Source organism: Dyella sp. SG562, from assembly GCF_011759495.1.
In the GTDB taxonomy this organism is placed as follows: Bacteria; Pseudomonadota; Gammaproteobacteria; order Xanthomonadales; family Rhodanobacteraceae; genus Dyella_D; species Dyella_D marensis.
This window is the reverse complement of record NZ_JAAOYS010000002.1, coordinates 603,456-624,585: the sequence shown is the minus strand read 5'-3', so window position 1 is coordinate 624,585 and position 21,130 is coordinate 603,456. Positions and strand designations below refer to the sequence as shown.

At 68.4% G+C, this 21,130-nt stretch carries 15 protein-coding genes; 4 read left to right on the top strand and 11 right to left on the bottom strand.

The window, feature by feature from the left end; translation table 11 throughout:
* Positions 1–29 precede the first annotated feature (29 nt).
* The 8 genes from gspE to FHW84_RS06250 form a co-directional block, all read right to left on the bottom strand.
* The gene (gene gspE, locus FHW84_RS06285) at positions 30–1,760 is read right to left on the bottom strand and encodes a type II secretion system ATPase GspE (protein WP_167253489.1); all 1,731 of its coding nucleotides are present in this window, start codon (positions 1,758–1,760) and stop codon (positions 30–32) included.
* Between the two features lie 236 nt (positions 1,761–1,996).
* Positions 1,997–3,505, bottom strand: coding sequence for a YadA-like family protein (locus FHW84_RS06280; RefSeq protein WP_167253488.1), 1,509 nt, complete (start codon positions 3,503–3,505; stop codon positions 1,997–1,999).
* 79 nt (positions 3,506–3,584) lie between these two features.
* On the bottom strand, positions 3,585–5,573 hold the full coding sequence (locus tag FHW84_RS06275) for a PPC domain-containing protein (protein ID WP_167253487.1): 1,989 nt from the start codon (positions 5,571–5,573) through the stop codon (positions 3,585–3,587).
* Complete coding sequence (locus tag FHW84_RS06270; protein ID WP_167253485.1) at positions 5,570–5,986, bottom strand: hypothetical protein; 417 nt, start codon at positions 5,984–5,986, stop codon at positions 5,570–5,572. Before FHW84_RS06270 ends, FHW84_RS06275 begins: the two co-directional genes overlap by 4 nt.
* 375 nt (positions 5,987–6,361) lie before the next feature.
* Positions 6,362–9,295 (bottom strand): ESPR-type extended signal peptide-containing protein, encoded by a 2,934-nt coding sequence (locus FHW84_RS06265; protein ID WP_167253483.1) that lies wholly within the window; start codon positions 9,293–9,295, stop codon positions 6,362–6,364.
* 157 nt (positions 9,296–9,452) lie between these two features.
* Entirely contained in the window at positions 9,453–11,459 is a 2,007-nt protein-coding gene (locus tag FHW84_RS06260; protein WP_167253481.1) for a PA domain-containing protein, read from the bottom strand.
* Positions 11,456–11,875: a hypothetical protein gene (locus FHW84_RS06255; RefSeq protein ID WP_167253479.1), complete on the bottom strand. Its 420-nt coding sequence runs from the start codon at positions 11,873–11,875 to the stop codon at positions 11,456–11,458. The genes FHW84_RS06260 and FHW84_RS06255 overlap by 4 nt, the downstream gene beginning before the upstream one ends.
* Positions 11,876–12,476: 601 nt before the next feature.
* Positions 12,477–14,111 carry a S8 family serine peptidase gene (locus FHW84_RS06250; RefSeq protein WP_167253477.1) on the bottom strand — a complete coding sequence of 545 codons (1,635 nt, stop codon included), beginning with the start codon at positions 14,109–14,111 and terminating at the stop codon, positions 12,477–12,479.
* Between the two features lie 488 nt (positions 14,112–14,599).
* Between FHW84_RS06250 and FHW84_RS06245 the strand changes: the two genes are divergently transcribed.
* On the top strand, positions 14,600–15,385 hold the full coding sequence (locus tag FHW84_RS06245) for a TatD family hydrolase (protein WP_167253475.1): 786 nt from the start codon (positions 14,600–14,602) through the stop codon (positions 15,383–15,385).
* 192 nt (positions 15,386–15,577) lie between these two features.
* On the opposite strand, the gene FHW84_RS06240 is transcribed toward FHW84_RS06245, so the two are convergent.
* The gene (locus FHW84_RS06240) at positions 15,578–16,522 is read right to left on the bottom strand and encodes an aldo/keto reductase (RefSeq protein ID WP_167253473.1); all 945 of its coding nucleotides are present in this window, start codon (positions 16,520–16,522) and stop codon (positions 15,578–15,580) included.
* A gap of 60 nt (positions 16,523–16,582) precedes the next feature.
* A complete protein-coding gene (locus FHW84_RS06235; protein ID WP_167252764.1) occupies positions 16,583–16,783 on the bottom strand; it encodes a hypothetical protein in 201 nt (66 codons plus the stop codon).
* 105 nt (positions 16,784–16,888) lie between these two features.
* Between FHW84_RS06235 and FHW84_RS06230 the strand changes: the two genes are divergently transcribed.
* The 3 genes from FHW84_RS06230 (at position 16,889) to FHW84_RS06220 (ending at position 19,425) form a co-directional block, all read left to right on the top strand.
* On the top strand, positions 16,889–17,815 hold the full coding sequence (locus FHW84_RS06230) for a LysR substrate-binding domain-containing protein (protein ID WP_167253471.1): 927 nt from the start codon (positions 16,889–16,891) through the stop codon (positions 17,813–17,815).
* Positions 17,816–17,982: 167 nt separating this feature from the next.
* Positions 17,983–18,879, top strand: a complete 897-nt coding sequence (locus FHW84_RS06225; protein WP_167253469.1) for a class I SAM-dependent methyltransferase — start codon at positions 17,983–17,985, stop codon at positions 18,877–18,879.
* Between the two features lie 9 nt (positions 18,880–18,888).
* Positions 18,889–19,425 (top strand): pseudouridine synthase, encoded by a 537-nt coding sequence (locus FHW84_RS06220; RefSeq protein WP_167253467.1) that lies wholly within the window; start codon positions 18,889–18,891, stop codon positions 19,423–19,425.
* A 578-nt stretch (positions 19,426–20,003) separates the two neighbouring features.
* On the opposite strand, the gene FHW84_RS06215 is transcribed toward FHW84_RS06220, so the two are convergent.
* Entirely contained in the window at positions 20,004–21,035 is a 1,032-nt protein-coding gene (locus FHW84_RS06215) for a TraB/GumN family protein (RefSeq protein WP_167253465.1), read from the bottom strand.
* Positions 21,036–21,130: the final 95 nt, after the last annotated feature.

The window sequence follows — 21,130 nt, the reverse complement described above, 5'->3', positions numbered from 1 at the left end:
TCCTATTCCCTATTCCCCATTCCCGGCTCTCAGCCCTCCTGCGTGACACGCAACACCTCCTCGAGCGTGGTGATGCCCGCCACGGCCTTGGCGATGCCGTCCTCGTACATGGTGCGCATGCCCTCGGCGCGCGCCTGGCGCTCGATCTCGCCGGCGTCGGCGCGCTGCATCACCAGGCGGCGCAGCGGGTCGGACATCACCAGGAACTCCATGATGGCGCGGCGGCCGCGGTAGCCGGTGGGATTGGCCGCGCTGCTGCCGGGCTTCCACAGCCGGATCGGGCGCTCGTCGGTGTACTTGTGCAGCTCGAACTGCTCGATCACCTCGGGCAGCGCTTCGTAAGGCGTCGCGGTTTCCGGATCCAGCCGGCGCACCAGGCGCTGCGCCAGGATGCCGTTGACGGTGGAACCGAGCAGATAGTCTTCGACACCCATGTCCAGCAAGCGCGTGATGCCGCCCGCGGCGCTGTTGGTGTGCAGGGTGGACAGCACCAGGTGGCCGGTGAGCGCGGACTGGATCGCGATGCGGCAGGTTTCCAGGTCGCGCATTTCGCCGATCATGATCACGTCCGGATCCTGGCGCACGATCGAGCGCAGGGCGCCAGCGAAGTCCAGCCCGATCTGCGGCTTCACCTGGATCTGGTTGATGCCTTCGATCTGGTATTCGACCGGGTCCTCGACGGTGATGATCTTCACGTCCGGCGTGTTGATCTTGCCCAGCGCGGTGTACAGCGTGGTGGTCTTGCCCGAGCCGGTGGGGCCGGTGACCAGCAAAATGCCGTGCGGGCGCTCCAGCACGTCGACGAAGCGCTGCTGGAAAGCGGAAGTGAAACCCAGGGTGGAGAAATCGAACACCACCGATTCGCGGTCGAGGATACGCATCACCACCGACTCGCCGAAGCTGGTCGGCACGGTGGACACGCGCAGGTCCAGTTCCTTGCCCTGCACGCGCAGCTGGATGCGGCCGTCCTGTGGCAGGCGCCGCTCGGCGATGTTGAGCTTGGCCATGATCTTGACGCGCGAGATCACCGCGGCGGTGGAACTGGACGGCGGCGCTTCCACTTCGTGCAGCACGCCGTCGATGCGGTAGCGCACTTTCAGGCGGTTCTCGAACGGCTCGATGTGCACGTCCGAGGCGCGCTGTTCCACCGCGCGCTGCAGAATCAGGTTGACCAGGCGGATCACCGGCGCTTCGGAGGCCAGGTCGCGCAGATGCTCGACGTCGTCCTCCACCGCGGCGCCACCGTCGAGGTTCTCCACGATGGTGCCCATGGCGGAGCGGCCGGAGCCGTAATAACGCTCGATCAGGTCGTCGATTTCCGAGCGCAGGCCGATGCGCAGCGTGACCGGCCGCCCGGCGGCCAGTTCCACCGCCTGCAGCGGATAGGGGTCGGCCGGATCGGACACCAGCAGGGCCAGGCCGTCGTCGCCGTCGCGCACCGGCACCACGTGGTGCAGCTTGAGGAAGCGCGGGGACAGGTCCAGCTCCGCCGGCGGCAACTCCGGCGCCTCGCGCGCGGCGAGCAGGGGCGTGTGCAGCAATTCGGACCAGGCCTCGGCCAGGTCGCGCTCGGACACCAGGCCCAGGCGGGCCATCAGCGCCGTCAGCGTGCCCTCGGGCGACTCTTCATGCAGCCGCCGCGCGCGCGCCAGATCGCTGTCTTTCAGCCGCCCCCGCGCCACCAGCAGGTCGCATACCGCGGCTTCGCGGTTGCTTTCTGCGGCTCCATCGCCGGGCGCCGGCTTGGCCACTGCCGACATCACACACCCCACATCTCAAGTCCAGGTCGCGCCCGCGATGCTCCGTGCATCGCCCCTGCCGGGCGAGTGAAGCGCCATTGTTAACACAACCATCGTGGCAGTGGCGAGCATGCTCCCGCGGCACTGAGATGTCGTAAGAAAAAGGCAAAAATATCTGTCTTAATCGGACAATAGAGCAGTGCAGCGCAGCATCGGACCATCGCGCCGATGCCGCGCCGCGGCTTTCTCCTTATGCCTTAAAGACCTATGCCCAGGCCCATGCCTCCGGCGGTTTCGCCGCCCCCGGCGATCGCCGTGCCCAGGGTCAACCGCGCCCGCGAACTGATCTGCCGCGAAAAGCCGACCGACAGCGCCCCTTGGCCGCGATAGCCGCCCACCGCCACCCCCAGGCTGTTGCCATCGAAGCCCTGCGTGCTGGAGGACATCAGCGACATCGCCACGCCGATCGCGCCGACGCGGTTGATGCGCGTGTCGAGCGTATTGAACTGGTCGTCGACGTGGCGGCGCAGGTCGTCCAGCTCGCGGCGGCTGGCGAGATTGCCGAGTTTCTGGTCGGTATAGGCCTTGGCCTGGGTCAGGGTCTGGCGATCGCCGGCGTCGGCGTAGCTCTTGGCCGTGCTCAGCGCTTCCTGCACCTGGCTGCCGGTAGCGGCCGCCGGGTCGGGGGTGTAGCCGATGGCCGGGCCTGGATCCTTGGCGCTGCCGGCGGCCACGCGCTGATCGAGCGCGGCAAGGCGGCTGCTCAACTCGCCGAGGCCGACATTGATGCTGCCCACCGAGCTGCCGAGCACGCTCTGCAGCTGGCTCAGGTTCACCGCATCGGTCGCCTGCGTGCCTGCGGCGACGTCGGTGATCTGGCGTTCGGCGCCGGCGCTGCCCACCGACACCGTGTTCGCGCGCAAGGCTTTCGAGCCGGCGCCGAGCGCGACGCTGTTGACCATGCTGGCGCTGCTGTCGGCGCCCAGCGCCACACCCGACGCGCCGGTGACGGTCGCTTCCGAACCGATGGCGACCGCCTTGTCGGCACGCGCCTTGGCCAGCGAACCCAGCGCTGCGCTATCCGCGCCGGAAGCTTCCGCGCCCGCGCCGAAAGCCGAGGCTCCCACTCCGGCGGCGCTGGCGCCCGCACCGACGGCGGTACCGAGGATGCCGCTGCTGGTGGCCGCCGCTTCGATCGGCGCCCCCGCATCGTCCGTCAGCACCAGCTTTCCATCGCCGTCCAGCGCGCGGCCACCGATGGCGACGCTGCCGGCGGCGGTCGCCTGCGCGCTCTCGCCGTAGGCCGTGCTGGCCAGGCCGGATGCCACGGAGCCGAAGCCCGCCGCGGTCGCATAGCCGGCATTGGTGCTGGCGCCGCTGCCGAAGGCCGAGGCGCCATAGCCGAACGCGCTGGCATTCGCGCCCACCGCCGCGCTGTTCGCATCGTTGGCGAAGCTGCGGTAACCCATCGCCACGCTTTCGCTGGCGTTGGCGATGCTGCTGGCGCCATACGCGCTGGCGGCAACGCCCAGCGCGGCGCTGCCGGCGCCGGTGGTGGTGGCGTCGGCCTGGTCGGCCAGCGCGTTCTCGCCCAGCGCCGTACCGCGGTCGCCGTTGGCCGTGGCTCCGGCACCGCCGGTGGTGGTGCCGGTGGGCGCGTTCTGCGCCGACGCATCGGTCATCCCGTACAGCGCCAGGCAGGCTGCCAAGACGGACACACGCAAAGCCGAGGATGCACGGCGGTTGTCGTTGCAAGATTTGTTCATCGGAATGGCACTCCTCAAAGGTCGGACAGGCGCGCGCAGCGCCGCTGCGCACTCGCGCGGCGGCGCTGCGGCGCTGCTGTTACATGCTGTAGGTGGCCTGCAGGCTCACGTTGGCGTAGGGCCGCAGGCCCACCAGCTTGATGAAGTAGGAACCCGCCGCAGGACGCGCCACCACCACGCTCTCGCTGTTGCCGGGATGCACGGAGAGGTAGGAATAACTCGTCGGCATCGGCTCGTTGCCTGCGCGCACCACCAGCGAAACGTCGCCGGTGCCGCCGAAGCTGCGGATGTTCAGCGAGCGCGCGCCGGGCGGCACGGTCAGCAGATAGAGCCGCTCGCTGCCTGCCGCACCCGCCAGCGCGGGCAAGGCCTTGCCGCTGTCGAGTTCGATGAAGGCCGTGCCGCCATTGCCGCCCTGGCGCCAGCTGGCGTACTGCCTGGCCAGCTCCGCGTCGGAGAGACACGCATTGAGGCTGCTCGCCTGCACGGCATTCAGCAGGCCGATGCGGGCCAGCATGGCGGCATGGCCACGTATACCCGCCGCATAGTCGCCCACGGTGGCGGACGTGGTCGCGAGCATCTTCGCCTGCGCCGCGATATTCGCGCCCACGATCACGCCGCCCGGCACCCAGGTCGGCACGCCGGTATCGCAGGTACCGAGCAATTGGCCGCCGCTGTTGACGCGCCAGCCTTCGTCCAGGAACAGCGACGGGGTCAGGTCCAGGTCGATATGGCCTTTCAGATCGGGACTCAATGCGAATTCCATCAGCGCATTGGGCGAAAGACGCGTGTCGAAATGCGAGAAGGAAGAACCGGGCCGCACCGTCCTGGGCGCATAGAGCTGCACGTAGCCGGACGGATCGATGCCCGCCGGCACCGCGCGCATGGCCACGCTCAAGCCGGCGAGATTCCCCTTGAGTACATCGCCCTCGGCCTGCTCCAGCAGCAAAGTCGGAATCGTGACCGCGACACCGGCGCCGGCATGGATCGAGACGTCAGGCCCGGCCGGGTCGTACGCGAGGATCGCGCCGGTGGCTCCGGCCGCCTGCGCGAAGCGCGCCTTCGTCACGCCGTCGCAGGTGCCGGTGTCGATCAGCGCGATATGGCCCGCCACCGCGGCGGCGTTGTCGAAAGCGCTGCAGCCTTGTGCATTGCTTCCGGTCACCGCGCGTACCACGGTTCCGCTGAAATTGGCGGGAGTCGCCGCCGGGCCAAGCGCCAGCGGGGAGAAGCCGTACTCCTTGGCAATCGCCGCAGGCGCGGTCACCTGCAACGCGTTGCGCGTACCCAGCGCCAGCGGCGCATGGGCCCTGACGTTAGCGCCGGTGAAGACGAGATGCCCATCGTTCAACGCCGAGCTGGCGCGTTCGGCGTTGGACATGTCGTACCACCGCCTGCCCTTGGCATTGTCGTAGGCAAACAGCGAATAGATGTCGGGCACTGGCGTACCATCGCCGTCCATCGCCGGCGCTCCGGTTTCCACATCGCCGAAGCCGAGAAAGCCGAGGCCGTGCGCCATCTCGTGCAATACGACGTTGAGGAAGTTGCTCTGGCCGCGCGGTGTGTTGCCGTCCAGGCCTAAGTACCAGCCCGACCCTTCCAGGCATCCCGGCGTGCCGATCGCGCCATTGAACGCGGCATTGATGTCCACCGCCCCGGGAGTCAGATCCCGCCCGCTCAACGCCTTGGCCAAAGCGATGTGATAAGCGACACCCGGCCGGATACCCGCCCCCGAAGCGAAAGTAAAAATGTTGGCGGGGCCTGCCTGGCCCAGCGTTGCGCCATCGGCAGTACATGCCAGCTTCTTGAACGAAGCGCCCACGATGATCGGTGGGCGGCTCTTCAGCACGCTGCCCCACAGCGAGGCCGCATATTCGAAGACGATGCGCGCCTGCTCGCCGCGGGTCTTGCCGGGGTTGCCGCCGACGGGCGCCGCGGCGGCCGGATCGTCCAGTCCCGTGCCGGTACCGACATCGCGATTGTTGATGCGGATTTCCGCCGGCGCCGCACCCGCTGCGGCCATCAGACCGCCGGCCAGCAGCATCAGCCATGGTTTGCGCCGGCTCATGGGGTGGCCTCCGGCGCGGCAGCGGCGGCACCGGCCGCGTGATGCATGCGATATTCGCCATCTGCACCGCGCTCCATCACCAGCCGGCTCTGCAAGCGGTCGGGGAGTGTCGCGATCTTGCCCTTGCTGCCGTTGCCGAGATCGACTTCGCGCCAACGCAGGCGCTCGTCGGCCTTCGCCGGCGTGCCGAGCGCGCGCAGCAAGGCCTGATCCCCTTGCGTGGCGCGCTGCAGCCGCGCCATCTCCGCGTCGGTGGGCGCGCGCAGTTCGCCGGTAAGCGGGTCGCGGAAGACGACCTGATGGCTTTGCGTCGCCGCCGGCGCCTTCGCCGGCTGCTCCGCCGCCGATGCCGCCGTCGCCAGAAGCGCGATCAGCGCCAGGCCCAGAGCGTGCGTGCTTGTCTCGTTCTTCAAAACCTGTACTCCTCAATCCGATGAAGTGCGCCGCGCGGAAACTGCTGGGGCGCGGACGTTCGAGCGGCCGCACTTGCCCGCCGCCGGCGGAGGCCGGCGGTGCGGTCGAAGGGCGATGGAACATGCCGCGCGACCGTGGGGTATCCGGCCGCGCGCGATGGCGAAACGCTCGATCTCCATGCTCGAGCAGACCCGGCATGGCGACCCGATTATGGACAGCGAAGTCCGTGAAGTGCCTTCACGGTTCGTCGACTTTCGGACATTTCTTAAGGAGCAAGTGCCGCTATAAAAAAGGCCGGTGCATGGCGCACCGGCCTTGGTGAAGCTGACCAGCTTGCGGCATCAGGCGGATAGTTCTGCGCCCGATGCGAGGTTTTACCAGCCCACGCCCAGGCCGACGCCGCCCGAGCTTTCCCCACCACCCGCCACCGCCGCGCCGAAGGTCAGATTCGCCCGCGGCGACAGCTGCCTGGAATAACCCACCGACAAGGCAGCCTGCCCGCGGTAGCCACCGACACCCACGCCCACGCGGTTCTCCGTATTGATGCCCTGCGTGCTGAAGGACATCTGCGCCATCGCCGTGCCCATCGCGCCGACGCGGCTCACGCGCGTATTGACCGAGCGGAACTGCCCGTCGACGTGTTCGCGCAGGGCGCTGAGGTCGCTGCTGCTGGCGAAGCTGCCGAGCTTCTGGTCGGTGTAGGCCTTCGACTGCGTCAGCGTCTGGCGGTCGCCGGCATCGGCATAGCTCTTGGCGGTGGTCAGCGCTTCGTCCACCTGGCCGACGTTCGCCGCATCCGTGGCCTGCGTACCGGCGGCGACGTTGACGATCTGCCGCTGCGTGGCCGCATTGCCGACCGACACGGTATTGGCGCGATCGGCCACCGCCCCCTGGCCCAGCGCCACCGCACCGGCGGCGCTGGCGGATGCGCCCTGGCCTATGGCCGTGGCCGAGGCGGCGGTGACGTTGGCGCTTTCGCCGACCGCCACCGCATTGGTGGCGACGGCGGCGATCGTGCTGTTGGCGCCGACCGCCGTGCTGCCATCCGCGTTGACCTTCGCGTTGCCGCCGATCGCGGTGTCGTTGGGACCGGCCGCGTAACTGTCGCTGCCGATCGCCGTGCCGTGATCCCCGCCGGCAGCCGCGCCCGCACCGAGCGCGACGCCCTTCGAACCCGTTGCGACACTCGCCGGCCCTGTGCCATCCACCGCCAGGCGGCCGCCGAAACTGCCGTCGCCGGTGGTCACGCGCTGATCCAGCGCGGTGAGGCGGTTATTGAGATCGCCGATGCCCGCGTAGATGTTGCTGACCGAGCCATTGAGAGCGCCGATCGCGTCGAACACGCTGGTATAGCTGCCGCCCTGCACGGTGAAGGCGCTGGCGACCAGGGCGCCGTTGCCGTCAACGTCCGCGTTGCCGCCGATCAGGCGCAGCACGTCCCGCACCTGGCCAACCGTCACCGCATCGTCGCGCCGCGCGCCGGCCTTGAGGTTGGACAGGCGCGTGCCGCTGGCGCCGGCCAGGGTGGCCTGGCTCTTGTCGGCCGCGTCGTACGTCAGCGCATTGCCGACGCTCGCGCTTACCGCGCCCTGCAGCTGGGCGAGGTTCACCGCATCGGTGCCTTGCGTGCCGGCGGCGACGTTGGCGATCTGCCGCTCCGCGCCGGCCTTGCCCACCGACACGGTGTTGGCGCGCGTGGCCTGCGAGCCGGCGCCCAGCGCCACGCTCGATGCCGCGGTGGCGGAAGAGCCGTAGCCGATGGCGACGGATTGCGAGCCGCTGGACGTCGCCAGCGTGCCGAGTGCCGTGCTCAGCGAGCCGGAGGCTTCGGCGCCCAGACCGTAAGCGGAAGCGCCCAGCGCGCTGGCCTTGGCACTCGCACCCACCGCGGTGCCGCCGACACCGGCGCTGGTGGCGGCCGTGGTAATCGGCTGGCCGTTCGCATCGTTCAACAAGGCCGCACCGTCTTCGTCGACCGCGTTGCCGCCAACCGCCACGCTCGCGGCGCCTGCCGCCTGGGCATTCGCACCGAACGCCGCGCTGTTCTTGCCAGAGGCGACCGCGCCATAACCGGCTGCCGTCGCATAGTCGGCATTGGTGTTGGCGCCGCTGCCGAAGGCCGAGGCGCCCACGCCGAAGGCGTTGGCATTCGCACCCACCGCCGTCCCGTTCGCATCGTTGGCAAAGCTGCGATAACCCACCGCCACGCTCTCTTCGCCGTTGGCGATGCTGCTGGCGCCGGAGGCCACGCTGTGCACGCCGAACGCCGCAGCATCGTCGCTGCCGTCCTTCGCGCCGTCGGCGGCGAAGTAATGGCTGGCCGTCGTGCCCTGCACGGCCGTATCGAGCTGCTGCTTGTTCACCGCATCCGTGGCCTGCGTGCCGGCCGCGACATTGGCGATCTGCCGCTCCGCGCCGGCCTTGCCCACCGACACGGTGTTGGCGCGCGTGGCCTGCGAACCCGCGCCCAGCGCCACGCTCGACGCCGTGGTCGCCGACGAGCCATAGCCGATAGCGACGGATTGCGAACCGCTCGCCGCCGCCAGGGTGCCGAGCGCCGTGCTCAGCGAGCCGGAAGCTTCGGCGCCCAGACCGAACGCGGAAGCGCCCAGCGCGCCCGCCCTCGCACTCGCACCGACCGCCGTGCCGCCGACACCCGCGCTGCTCGCCGCGGTAGTGATCGGCTGGCCGTTCGCATCGTTCAACAAGGCCGCGCCGTCTTCGTCGACCGCGTTGCCGCCGATCGCCACGCTGCCAGCACCGGCCGCCTGCGCACCCGCGCCGAACGCCGCACTGTTCTTGCCGGAAGCGACCGCGCCGTAACCCGCCGCCGTCGCATAGTCCGCATTGGTATTCGCACCATTGCCGAACGCAGACGCACCGATGCCGAACGCATTGGCATTCGCACCCACCGCCGTGCCGTTCGCATCGTTGGCGAAACTGCGATAACCCACCGCCACGCTCTCCGCGCCATTGGCGATGCTGCTGGCGCCCTGCGCGGTGGCGCCGATGCCGAAGGCCGCGCTGCCTGCGCCGATTGCCGTGCTGTCCTGCGCATCGGCCAGCGCGTTCTCGCCCACCGCGGTGCCGCGCTCGCCGTTGGCGGTGGCGCCGGTGCCGGCGGTGGTGGTGCTCTGCGCCAGCGCGCCGCCGGCACACAGCGCCATGCACGCGGCCAGGGGTGCCGCCAGCACCGAGGCGCGCAGGCGCCGGGAGGCACCGCGCCTGCCGCGGGCGCTGGCCAGCTCGCTGGCGACGACCAGCACGCCGAGCGACGCATTCCAGACCTTGCTGTAAATCTTGTTCACGAGTGGCACTCCCTGATGTCGTCCGGGCACGCGCCCGCGGCGGCGCGTTCGCGCGCCACGGTCCATGCCGCTGCATTCATCGGGGGCGCCGTCGCGGCGTCCCCCGCTTGCGTTCCATGGAATGCGGCAGCGCGGATACCGCGATGCCGCATCGCTCTTACAGGCTGTAGCTGGCCTGCACGCTCACCCCGGCGTAGGCCTTGTCGCCCGCTACCTTGATGAAATACGTGCCGGCCGCGGGCCGCGCGGTAAGCACGGTTTCGCTGTTGCCCACGTGCACCGAGCGGTAGTCGTTGCTGGCCGCGGTCGGCTCGGCGCCGGCCTTGACGTACAGCGACACGTCGCCGGACCCGCCGAAGGTGCGGATGTTCAGCGTGCGCGCGTTGGCCGGAACCACCAGCGTGTAGATGCGCTCGCTGCCGGCCGCGCCGGCCTGTGCGGTCAGCGTCTGGCCGTTGGCCATGTCCACCACCGCCGGTGCGCCGGTGCCGCCCTGGCGCCAGTTGTCGTACTGTTTGGCGATTTCCGCATCGCTGAGGCAGGCATTGAGGCTGCTGGCCTGCGGCGCGGTGAGCAGGCCGTCGGTGGCGAGCTTGGCCGCATGCGCGCGGATCGCCGCCGCGTAGTCGCCCACCGTGGCCGAAGCCTTGGCCAGCTTCTTCGCTTCCGCGGAGATATTGGCGCCGACGATCACGCCGCCCGGCACCCAGGCCGGCACGCCGGTGTCGCAGGTGCGCAGCAGCTGGCTGCCGCCGTTGACGCGCCAGCCTTCGTCGATGAACAGCGACGGCGTCAGGTCCACGTCGATATGGCCCTTCAGGTCCGCGCTTTCGGCGTATTCCATCAGTGCGTTCGGCGACAGGCGCGTGTCGAAATGCGAGAACGACGAACCCACCACCAGGGTCTTGGGCGCGTAGATCTGCACATTGCCTGCCGCGTCGATGCCGGCCGGCACCGTGCTCATGGCGATGGCCAGGCCGGCGAGGTTGGCCTTCAGCGTGATGCCGGAGTTCTGCGATACCGCCACCACCGGGATATTGATCGGCGCACCGCCATCGCCTACCGGCGTGATCAGATCGTTGCCGGCCTGGTTGTTGGCGATGACCATGCCGGTGGCGCCGGCCGCTTCGGCATTGCGCGCCTTCACCGCGAAGCCGCAGGTGCCGCGATCCACCAGGGCGATATGGCCGGCCACGGCGGCAGCGTTGTCGAACGCCGCGCAGCCTTCCGCATTCGCGCCGGTGACCGCGCGCACCACGCTGCCGTTGAAGTTGGCCACGCTGGCCGCCGGCCCGAACTGCGCCTGGCCGTACAGGTATTCGCCGGCGGCGGCGGCCGGCGCGCTCACCATCAGCGCAGCGCGCGTGCCCAGCGCCAGCGGCGCATCGGCCTTGACCTTCGGGCCGGTAAAGACCAGATGGCCATCGTTCAAGGCGGAGCTGACGCGCTGGGCGTCGGTCATGTCGTACCACTTCATGGCCGCGCCGTTGTCGTACACGTAGCTGGAATAGATGTCCGGGCGCGCCACGCCGTCGTTGCCCAGCAGCGGCTTGCCGGTGGTGAGATTGTTGAAGCCGGAGAAGCCCAGGCCGTGCGCCATCTCGTGCAGCATCACGTTGAGGAAGTTGGACTGGCCGGCCGGCGTGTTGCCGTCCAGGCCGAAGTACCACTGCATGCCTTCCAGGCAGCCCGGCGTGCCCATGGCGCCGTTGAACTGCATCTGCACGTCGGCGTTGTTGGGGCTGGTGTCTTCGCCGACCAGGGTGTTGGCCAGTGCGATGTGGTACCAGGTGTCGGCCTTGGCGCCGGCCGGCAGGTTGGTGGCGCTGAAGGCGGTGATCGACAGCGCGCGCGAGGAACCGAGCGTGCCGCCGGTGGCGGTGCAGGCGAGTTTCTGGAAGCTGGCGTTGATGTCGATCGGCACGCCGCTCTTGAGCACCGCGCTCCACAGCGAGGCGGCGTAGTCGAAGGCGATGCGCGCCTGCTCGCCGCGGGTCACGCCGGGATTGCCGCCGATCGGCGCGACCGGCGTGGGATCGTCCAGGCCTTTGCCGGTGCCGGCGTCGAGATTGATGATGCGGATGTCCGCGGCGGCGGCGGCGCTGGCCAGGCCGAGCAGGCCGGTGGCGAGCAGGGCCTTGAACAGAGGCTTGCAGGCGATCATTGCGACACCTCCGGCGCCACGGCGCGCTGTTCGTCGCCAGCGTGGTGCACGCGGTACTTGCCGTCGGCGCCGCGTTCGGCCACCACCGAGGTTTCCAGGCTCTGCGGCACGTCCATCACGGTGACTTCCAGCCCCGTGCTCAGGCGCACCTTGCGCAGCGTGGCGCGCGCATCGGCTTCGGTGGCCGGACCGATCGACGGCTGCGTGGCGGCTTCCTGTGCGGCGATGCGCGACAGCTCGGCCAGTTCCGCTTCGGTCGGCGTGCGTGTGCGGCCAGTGGCCGGATCGCGGAAGGTCACCTGCTGGTTCTGCGTCGACGCCGGCGCGGCCGTGCGTCCCTCCCCCGCCATGCTTGCCGTGGCGAACACCGCCATCAGCAACAGGCCCATGGCCTGGATCTTTCCCGTGTTTTCCATCTGTACTCCTCCCATAGGCGGCGGAACCGTCGGCCGGCTCCGCGAACAACAGCGCAGGCAGCGAAGGCCGGCGCCGACTTTTCGATGGCCGAGCGCGTACGCCCGGCCTGCGGTGTGGGTTGCAGCGATGCGTCTGGAGCGGCCGCACGCGTCCGCCGATGGCTGGCGCCTTCGGTGTGCAGATCGAACGAATGGCCGTCCGCGGCTACCGGCGAAGGCAGCCGTGATTCAGAACGGAAGGTTTAATGCGGGCGTATTCGCCATCGGCCGCCATGGCCGGATCCAGGACAAAGAACGCCGAAGGCCGGCAGCGGCCCTTGCTCATGTGCCATGTGTTTTCCCCTCGATAGCGTTGCGCTTCGAATCGGACACGTGCACATGGCCCCCGCCATGCTTCCTTAAGATGCGACACGTCCTTCGCGATGCGTGATGCGTGCGTCAAATCATTGGCGCGTTGGCGAAACTATCAGTGCCTTCTTGCGTGCGTCAATAAGAAATTGCGAAATTTCTTATCTGATTAGGACATCGCTGTAGCGGCCATAAAAAAGGCCGGCGCATTGCGCGCCGGCCTTCGCTGTTTCTACCGCTGCACAAGCTCAACTCAAGGCTGCGCGCCCGCCGCCTGCACCGCCGCATAGGCATTGAGAATGCCCGCGCCGATCGGCTTGCTGCCGCTGGCCGCCACGTGCGGCGCGCTCGCCGACGACTTCAGCAGCGAAGCGATCTGCGTGGAGCTGAGCAGCGACTTGCCCAGCGACAGGCGATAGCTCTGCATCAGCGCCACCGCGCCGGCCACGTGCGGCGTGGCCTGCGAGGTGCCGGCCATGCCGCCGTAGGTGGAACCGGACGGCGTGGTGGTGCCGGAGTCGATGGTCGACCAGATGAAACCGGTGGTCGCCTGCGTGCCGCTGGAACCGTCGTTGGCGTACACGCCGCCGCCCGGCGCGGCGAGCGTGATGCCCTTGCCGTAGTTGGAGTAGAACGCGCGGCGGCTGGTGATGCCGGTGGCGGCCACGGCAACCACGCCCGGGCAGCTGGCCGGCGAGAAGCCGGACACATTGGCGTTGCTGTTGCCCGCCGCCACCACCACGGTGGCGCCGCGGCTGATCGCGCCGCTGATCGCCTTGCCGGTCACGCTGCTGGAGGTGCAAGTGCCGCTGCCGCCCAGGCTCATGCTGATCACCTTGGCCGGGTTGGCATTGTCCGGCACGCCGTTGACGTGGCCGCCCGAGGCCCAGGTGATGGCGTCGGCGATGTCGCTGTCGTAGCCGCCGCAGTGGCCGAGCACGCGCACCGGCAATACCTTGGCGCCAAACGCCGTACCGACCATGCCGGTGGTGTTGTTGGTCTTCTCGCCGCCGGCGGTGCCGAACACGTGGGTGCCGTGCCAGCTGCTGTCTTCGGCCGGATGGGTGGAATCCACGCAGCCGCCGTTGCTGGCGAGGTACTTGCTGCCGGTGGTCCAGTCGCCGGTATCCCAGCCGCCGGCCACGCGGCCGTCGGTGCTGCGGCCGGAGACCAGGGCGGTGCTGGTGAAGTCGTAGCCGGCGTTGGCCAGGGTCAGGTCCAGATCCGGATGGTTGGTGACGCCGGTATCGAGGCTGGCGATGATCACGCCGGTGCCGTCGGCCAGGGTCCACGCCTGCTTGATGTTGGCGCCGCCCCAGTTGGCCACGCTGGTGCCCAGGCTGGCGTCGGCGAAGGCCGCGCCGCCGGCGGCAAGGTAATCCCACTGGTAGCCGGCGAAGTACTGGTCGTTCGGCGTGGTGAAGGTGGCCGCGCCCTGCGGCAGCACCACCTTGCTGGGCTTGTCCAGCGCCTGGCGCAGGTAGTCCGGCTGCACGAATTCCACCGCCGGGTCGGCGGCGATCTGCTGCACGAACTGGCGCGTCTCCGCCGCATTCAGGCGGCGCGAGGTGGTGACGAGATCGCCGCCGCTGGCCAGCTTGCGCTTGTAGTTGAGGCCGAGCGCGCGGCCGCCGAACTGCACCGCGTCGACGAGCTTCGCCTTGCCGGCCGCGGCCGACATGGCCTGCACCGCGGCGCCGGCATTGCCGCGCTCGGTGCTGCCGTCGCGGTAGACCACCACGAAGCGGTCGTAAGTCGCGGTTTCCTGTACCGAGCTGAGATCGAAACGGGTGTTGCCGGCAATGTCGTCGGCGGCCATGGCCGCGGCGGGCAGGCCCAGGGCCAGGGCGAGCGAGGCGGCCAGCAGCTTCATATGCGAACGATTCATTCGAACTCCCTCTATCTACTTGGTCTGGATGGATTGAATGAACGGAGGTGCCCCCGAGGATGTACGGCCGGCGCGCCCTCCCCAGAGCGCGCAGATCGACCGCCGGGCTGGCGAGCCCGGCCTCCCCCGATCAAGAGATGGGTCAACCGGAACTGGTGGACCCGGGTTCACGCTAACAAGACAAATCCGAAGGAAATGTCGACGGGGCACGAAAATTCGTAGGAATTTTTCGGAGGGAGGGGCACCGGTGAGCACCAAGTAGGCATCGACTTGGGGGAGTGAAACCCTTCTCCCTCCGGGAGAAGGTGGCGGCAGCCGGATGAGGGTCCGGGCGGAGCGAACCACATCACTCTTGCGCTCCGTCCGCACCCTCACCCCAACCCCTCTCTCCCACAGGGACTACCTTCGGGTCGCCGGGGGAGAGGGGCTTAGCTTTGCTCCTGCTTGAGGGCTCGGAGACAATGCACGCTTTTGCGACCCCAGCCCCCATGCACCTGCTCGACATCGGCGCCAACCTCACCCACGAATCCTTCCGCCACGACTTCGACGAGGTGCTGTCGCGCGCGCGGGAGCATGGCGTGACGCGCATGGTGGTCACCGGCGCCTCGCGCGAGGCCAGCGTGCATGCGCTGGAACTGGCCCGCAGCCACCCCGGCGAGCTGTACGCCACCGCCGGCGTGCATCCGCACCATGCGGTGGATTACGACGACGCCACCGACGCGCTGCTGCGCGAACTGCACACCCAGCCGGAAATGCGCGCGGTCGGCGAGACAGGCCTGGACTACCACCGCAACTACTCGCCGCGCGAGGTGCAGCTGGACGTCTTCGAGAAGCAGCTGCGCATCGCGGCCGACCTGGGCAAGCCGCTGTTCCTGCACCAGCGCGACGCGCACCAGGATTTCCTGGCCCTGCTGCGCCGCTACCGCGACCGCGTGCCGGCGGCAGTGGTGCATTGCTTTACCGACACCGGCGAGGCGCTGCGCGACTACCTGGCGCTGGACTGCCATATCGGCATCACCGGCTGGATCTGCGACGAGCGCCGCGGCACGCATCTGCGCGAGCTGGTGAAGGAGATTCCGGCCGACCGGCTGATGATCGAGACCGACGCGCCGTACCTGCTGCCGCGCACGGTAAAGCCGCAGCCCAGCCACCGGCGCAACGAGCCGATGTATCTGCGGCATATCTGCTATGAGATCGCGCGGGACCGCGGCGAGCCGGTGGAGGTTACGGCGGCGAACAGTACGGCGACGGCGGAGAAGTTTTTCGGGTTGTGAACTCCAAGGCACCGCACCTTTGCTCCCTCTCCCCTCCGGGGAGAGGGCTGGGGTGAGGGGCCGGGCGGAGCGGCGCACTGAATCTCGCGAGCAGCTCAAAAGCTTTTTGCTCCGCTGATATCGCGTGGCGAGCCCCGGCCCCTCATCTGCCTGCCGGCATCTTCTCCCCGGAGGGGCGAAGAGTTGCTTCGATCAGGCGCTTGCGAGATCCAACTGCGCAACCTCATCCGCACTCAACTGCACCCGCACCGCCCCCAGCAGCTCATTAAGCTGATCCGCATTCGTCGCACTCGCGATCGGCGCCGTAATCCCCGGCCGCGCCATCAACCACGCCAAGGCCACCTGCGACGGCGTCGCCCGATGCGCCTTCGCCACGTCGTCCAAGGCGGCAAGCACGCCGAAACCGCGCGGATTGAGGAACTTCTGCACCGCCCCCGCACGCGCCGCGCTCTTGCCCAGGTCCGCCTCGCTGCGGTACTTGCCGCTGAGGAAACCGCTGGCCAGCGCGTAGTAATTGATCACGCCCACCTGCTCCTTCAGCACCAGCGGCTCCAGCGCCTGCTCGTAGCCGTCGCGCGCCACCAGGTTGTACTCGGGCTGCAGGCTCTCGTAGCGCGGCAAGTTATGGCGCGCTGAAACTTCCAGCGCCTCCGCAAAGCGGTCCGCGTTGTAGTTGGAGGCGCCGATGGCGCGCACCTTGCCCTGCTCGATCAGGCGGCCGAACGCGCCCAGCGTCTCGTGCAGCGGCACGCTCGCGTCGTCCTCGTGGGCCTGGTACAGGTCGATATGGTCGGTCTGCAGGCGCTTGAGCGAGCCCTCCACCGCCTGCTGGATATTCATCGGCGACAGGCCGCGGTGCTCCACCCACTTCGCCACCTTGGTGGCGATCACCACGCGGTCGCGCTTGCCGCTTTGCTTGAGCCACTTGCCGATGATGGTTTCCGATTCGCCGCCGCGGTTGCCGGGTGCCCAGGCGGAATAGACGTCAGCCGTGTCGATCAGGTTGAAGCCGGCGTCGACGAACTGGTCCAGCAACTCGAACGAGCGCTTTTCATCCACGCTCCAGCCGAACACATTGCCGCCGAAGGCGAGCGGCGCGATGGAAAGGTCGGAACGACCGAGGCGGCGATGTTGCATGGCTGCGTTTCCTGTAGCGGGGGAGTGATCCAGGAAACTTGCCGCCCGATCCGGGGCAATTCAAGTCGGCGTGCAGGCGCCGTTGCCGCAAGCGGCGATCCGCGCCACCTCCATGCGCTCCGTGCGCGGTGTCTTTTCCTTGTGCCTGGCCAGCTCGCGCGGCTGGGCTTCGGTGTCCGGCACCGCCGCCAGCCGGCGCGCCAGGTTCGCATCGGCGATATGGCCGTGCAGGAACAGCAGGTCGTTCCAGATCGAACTCATGGCAGCCTCCCGGGTGTCCGCCATCTGGCGGCCGGCTCAAGATAGACAGCCGCCAGGCCGCGACAAAGCGATATATTCGCAAGCCAGCCTTGAGGGATATTCAAGATGCCACGTATCTCGCTGGACCTTCTGCAGCAGTTCGTCAGCGCCGCGCGCCTGGGCAATCTGTCGCGCGCCGCCGAGCAGGCCAACCTCACCGTCAGCGCGCTCAGCCACCAGATCCGCCAGCTGGAGCAGCGCCTGGAACGCAAGCTGTTCGACCGCGGCCCGCGCGGCGTGCAGCTCACCGCCGAAGGGCGCCGCCTGCTCGAAGCGGTGGGGCATCACTTCGAAGGCATCGACCGCGCCATGACCAGCTACCGCTGCCGCCGCGAAGAAGCGCTGACCCTGAGCGCCAGCCCCGGCGTGATGAGCAGCTGGCTGGTGCCGCGGCTGGCGCGGCTGGTGGCGGCGCATCCGGAGCTGGAGCTCAACCTGCAATCGAGCTCGCTGCTGGTGGATTTCGAGCGCGACCCGGTGGACGCCGCCGTGCGCTACGGCCGCGGCGTGTGGGAAGGCGTGGAAAGCGAGCATCTGTTCGGCGAGTGGATCGCGCCCGTGGCATCCACCGCCCTGCTGGAACGCATGCGCGGCACCGACCCGGACGACCTCGGCGCCTGGCCCCTGCTGGGCGACCCGGGCAACCGCTGGCGCGACTGGTTCGAGGTGTTCGGCGGCACGCCGCCGCCGCGCTACGTGGCGCAGTTCGACACCACCGACGCCCTGCAGCGCGGCGCGCTGGAAGGCATGGGCGTGGCGCTGGGGCGCATGGTCACCGCGCGGCCGCTGGTGGCCGCCGGGCTGCTGCACGTGCTGGGCGAGCGCTACCTGCCGATCACCGAGGCGTATTACCTGGTGTATCCGCGGCGTTCGCTGGAACACGCGGGGCTGCGCATCTTCCGCGACTGGATCCGCTGCGAGGCCGAGGCCTATGCGCGGGACATGGCGGATGCGTCGAGCCGCCGCGCCGCCGCCCATGCCGCCTTGCCTTAGAATGCGCGCGCCGGCCGCCAGGGCCGGCGTTTTTTTGAGCGTTGGTGCGCCAGGTTCTGGAACCTCCTTACCTACACGCCGCACTCACTGTCCATCGACCAAACGTATACATGGCCGGCACGAAAACGCGTGCTAGCCTCCAACAGGCACTTTTCGGAAACGCCCCCATGCCGACGATCCGCCCCTTCGCCGCCGTGCTCGCCGCCGCCCTGCTTGCAGCATGCACCGGCAACTCCATGCCCGCCGCCGCCCTGGACGCGCAGCAGGACCAGCCAGCCGGCGGCCTGGTGCCGCCGACCACCGCCACCGACTTCACCTCGTCGCAGCTGGACAACGTGCTGGCCGGCAGCTGGCGCTCGGAGAAGAACCGCGCGCGCGACGCCTACCGGCATCCGAAGGGCACCTTGCAGTTCTTCGGCATCCGCCCGGACCTGAAAGTCATCGAGATCACCCCCGGCGGCGGCTGGTACAGCGAGATCCTGGCCCCGCTGCTGAAGGACAACGGCAGCTACACCGCGGCGGTGAAGAAGTCCGGCAGCGAAGCGGGCGACGGCGGCCTGCGCGCGAAGTTCGCGGCCGACCCGGAGCACTACGGCAAGGCGCAGATCGTCGAATACGACCCCAAGGCGCCCTCGTTCGGCCCCGCGGGCCAGGCCGACATGGTGCTGACCTTCCGCAACGTGCATAACTGGGTGGAGGACAACAGCGCCCCCGCCATGTTCAAGGGCTTCTACACCGCGCTGCGCCCGGGCGGCGTGCTCGGCGTGGTCGACCATCGCGCCGCCGACGGCGCCAGGCTCGAAGACATCAAGGACAGCGGCTACCTGCCCACCGCCTTCGTGATCAAGCTCGCCACCGACGCCGGCTTCAAGCTGGAAGGCCAGAGCGAGGTCAACGCCAATCCGAAGGACACCAAGGACTACGCCAAGGGCGTGTGGACCTTGCCGCCGACGCTCACCCTGGGCGAACAGGACAAGGCCAAGTACCTGGCCATCGGCGAGTCCGACCGCATGACCCTGCGCTTCGTCAAACCGGAAGCCACGACGCAGACCGCCGCGCACTGAGCGCGGCGCATGCTGCTGGCGCTCAACAAGCCGTTCAACGTGCTGTGCCAGTTCAGTCCCGAAGGGGACAAGCGGACGCTGGCCGAATTCGTGCGGCAGAAGGATGTGTATCCGGCCGGGCGGCTGGATTACGACAGCGAAGGCTTGCTGCTGCTGACCGACGACGGGCGCCTGGCGCACAAGCTGACCGATCCGCGGCACAAGCAGCCGAAGACGTATCTGGTGCAGGTGGATGGCGCCGTTACCGATGAAGCCATCGCGCAGCTGCGCGCCGGCGTGACGCTCAACGATGGGCCGACCTTGCCCGCGGGTGCGGAGCATGCGGACGAGCCGGCATGGCTGTGGATGCGCGAGCCGCCGGTGCGGTTCCGGAAAAGTATTCCGACGAGCTGGATCAGTGTGACCTTGCGCGAAGGGCGTAATCGGCAGGTGCGCAGGATGACGGCGGCGGTGGGGTTTCCGACGTTGCGGTTGATCAGGGTGAGTGTGGGTGGATATGCGTTGGATGGGTTGGCGCCGGGCGAGACCCGCACCTTGCTGAAATAATCTCCTACGAAGAACTCTTCGCCCCTCCGGGGAGAAGATGCCGGCAGGCAGATGAGGGGCGGGTGCTCGCGGCAAAGGATCGACAGGGCGCGGCCTGCCTTCTGCTCCTGCTTCTACGCTCCGCCCGTCCCCTCACCCCGACCCTCTCCCCGGAGGGGAGAGGGGGATGAGAGGGTGTCGCTGGATTGTTCTAGGAAGCGTCGCTCTCGGCATCGATCGTCGAATGCTCTTCGGCGCGCACCTGCAACCACTGCATCCGCTAATGCGCCTGCGTCGCGCAGCGCGTTCTTCAACCGTGTCCGCGAAGAGAGCGGACGGCCCGGTCAGCCGGTGGAGATGTCGCCCAGGGAATCGGCGAGCGTGCGAGTGACGTATGATCTGGCTTAGCCATGATCGACTCCCTACAAGTTGGTGATGGTTAGCGGGTCGGGGGTGCTCGTTACACCCTCGGCCCGCGCTCTCACGACATTGCTGCCATGGTTGTCCGCGACACGTCCTGAAACACTACGCGGACAACGCAAACACGCTAGCAGAGCAACTTAGGGTTGTCTGTAGGGCGAATCCGATTCGAATCGTCGTCAGTTTGACGGCGCCGCATCATCCTCATCCGGTGCCGTCACCGTGTAACCGCGCGCTTTCAACTTCGCCAGCAAACCCTTCGGCGACAGCACTTCTTCCATCGGCAGCAACGCAAACGTCTGCGCATTCGCGGACATCGCGCGATCCACCGCCGCCATCCAGGTCGCCTGCACCTTCCCCGGCACATCCTTCAAGCCCAATTTCTCCGCAAAACCCGCGCCGGTGATCGCCTCGATGCAGACTTCGCGCTGGTCGTTCATCGGCAGATGGCGCAACTCCTCGATATCGCCCACCGCCCATGCATTCGCACGCGCGGTGACCTGGCCAAGCCCGTGCTCGACCGTGTCCAGCGTCTGGCTGAAGCACTGCTTGTCCTCCATCGAGGAGGTCTTGAAGGTCTTCAATGCTGCGCGCGGTTCCTCGATCACCATCTCGTAGCGCGTGGCGCTGACTTTCACGCCGTGCTTCTTGGCCAGCTCGCGCACGGCATCCTTCACGCCGCCCGACGCATTGAGTCCGCTGCGCTTGATCGCCTTCTCGTACAGCTCGACGGCGGCGAAGATCGGGCGCCAGCTTTCCACGCTGCGGTCGCTGCCGATGTATTTCTGCTTGAGCGTGGCCCAGCGCGCGTACTCGTCCGCCGGCAAGGCCTGCTGCAGGGTGATTCCATCCGGGTTCTTGCGCGCACCGATCAGCGACGGCAGCAGGAAAAGTTTCCCGAAGAAACTCGCCTTCGGCTTGATCGACACCGACGGCGGCGACAGCACTTCCTGCGAGGCGGCGATCACGCCTTCCACTTCGTCGGTCTTCCACTGCATATGTTCGGGCAGCGGCGACAAGGTGCCGAGCACGTACATCACGTGATCGCCCTTGCTGACTTTCCACAGGCCGGGGCCGGGGACGACGCCGCTGACGACGACGGATTCGAGGTTGGTGACGGAGGTGGCGGGAGCGGGGGTGGGTGGCGCTTCCTGCGCGAATGCAGGAGACACCAGCAACGCCAGGCAAAGGGAAAGGGGGACCAGGCGCATCTGTCGGAACTCCGGGGATCGGGGACGGTGGTCGGACTTAAGGATGGCACGAAGGTTCAACGCAGAACCCCCTCTCCCCTCCGGGGAGAGGGCTG

What these genes read in the sequence shown, in the direction of transcription:
- gspE (WP_167253489.1), bottom strand. Translation starts at nt 1,760, where the DNA reads ATGTCGGCAGTGGCCAAGCCGGCGCCCGGCGATGGAGCCGCAGAAAGC.
- FHW84_RS06280 (WP_167253488.1), bottom strand. Translation starts at nt 3,505, where the DNA reads ATGAACAAATCTTGCAACGACAACCGCCGTGCATCCTCGGCTTTGCGT.
- FHW84_RS06275 (WP_167253487.1), bottom strand. Translation starts at nt 5,573, where the DNA reads ATGAGCCGGCGCAAACCATGGCTGATGCTGCTGGCCGGCGGTCTGATG.
- FHW84_RS06260 (WP_167253481.1), bottom strand. Translation starts at nt 11,459, where the DNA reads ATGATCGCCTGCAAGCCTCTGTTCAAGGCCCTGCTCGCCACCGGCCTG.
- FHW84_RS06255 (WP_167253479.1), bottom strand. Translation starts at nt 11,875, where the DNA reads ATGGAAAACACGGGAAAGATCCAGGCCATGGGCCTGTTGCTGATGGCG.
- FHW84_RS06250 (WP_167253477.1), bottom strand. Translation starts at nt 14,111, where the DNA reads ATGAATCGTTCGCATATGAAGCTGCTGGCCGCCTCGCTCGCCCTGGCC.
- FHW84_RS06245 (WP_167253475.1), top strand. Translation starts at nt 14,600, where the DNA reads ATGCACCTGCTCGACATCGGCGCCAACCTCACCCACGAATCCTTCCGC.
- FHW84_RS06240 (WP_167253473.1), bottom strand. Translation starts at nt 16,522, where the DNA reads ATGCAACATCGCCGCCTCGGTCGTTCCGACCTTTCCATCGCGCCGCTC.
- FHW84_RS06235 (WP_167252764.1), bottom strand. Translation starts at nt 16,783, where the DNA reads ATGAGTTCGATCTGGAACGACCTGCTGTTCCTGCACGGCCATATCGCC.
- FHW84_RS06230 (WP_167253471.1), top strand. Translation starts at nt 16,889, where the DNA reads ATGCCACGTATCTCGCTGGACCTTCTGCAGCAGTTCGTCAGCGCCGCG.
- FHW84_RS06225 (WP_167253469.1), top strand. Translation starts at nt 17,983, where the DNA reads ATGCCGACGATCCGCCCCTTCGCCGCCGTGCTCGCCGCCGCCCTGCTT.
- FHW84_RS06220 (WP_167253467.1), top strand. Translation starts at nt 18,889, where the DNA reads ATGCTGCTGGCGCTCAACAAGCCGTTCAACGTGCTGTGCCAGTTCAGT.
- FHW84_RS06215 (WP_167253465.1), bottom strand. Translation starts at nt 21,035, where the DNA reads ATGCGCCTGGTCCCCCTTTCCCTTTGCCTGGCGTTGCTGGTGTCTCCT.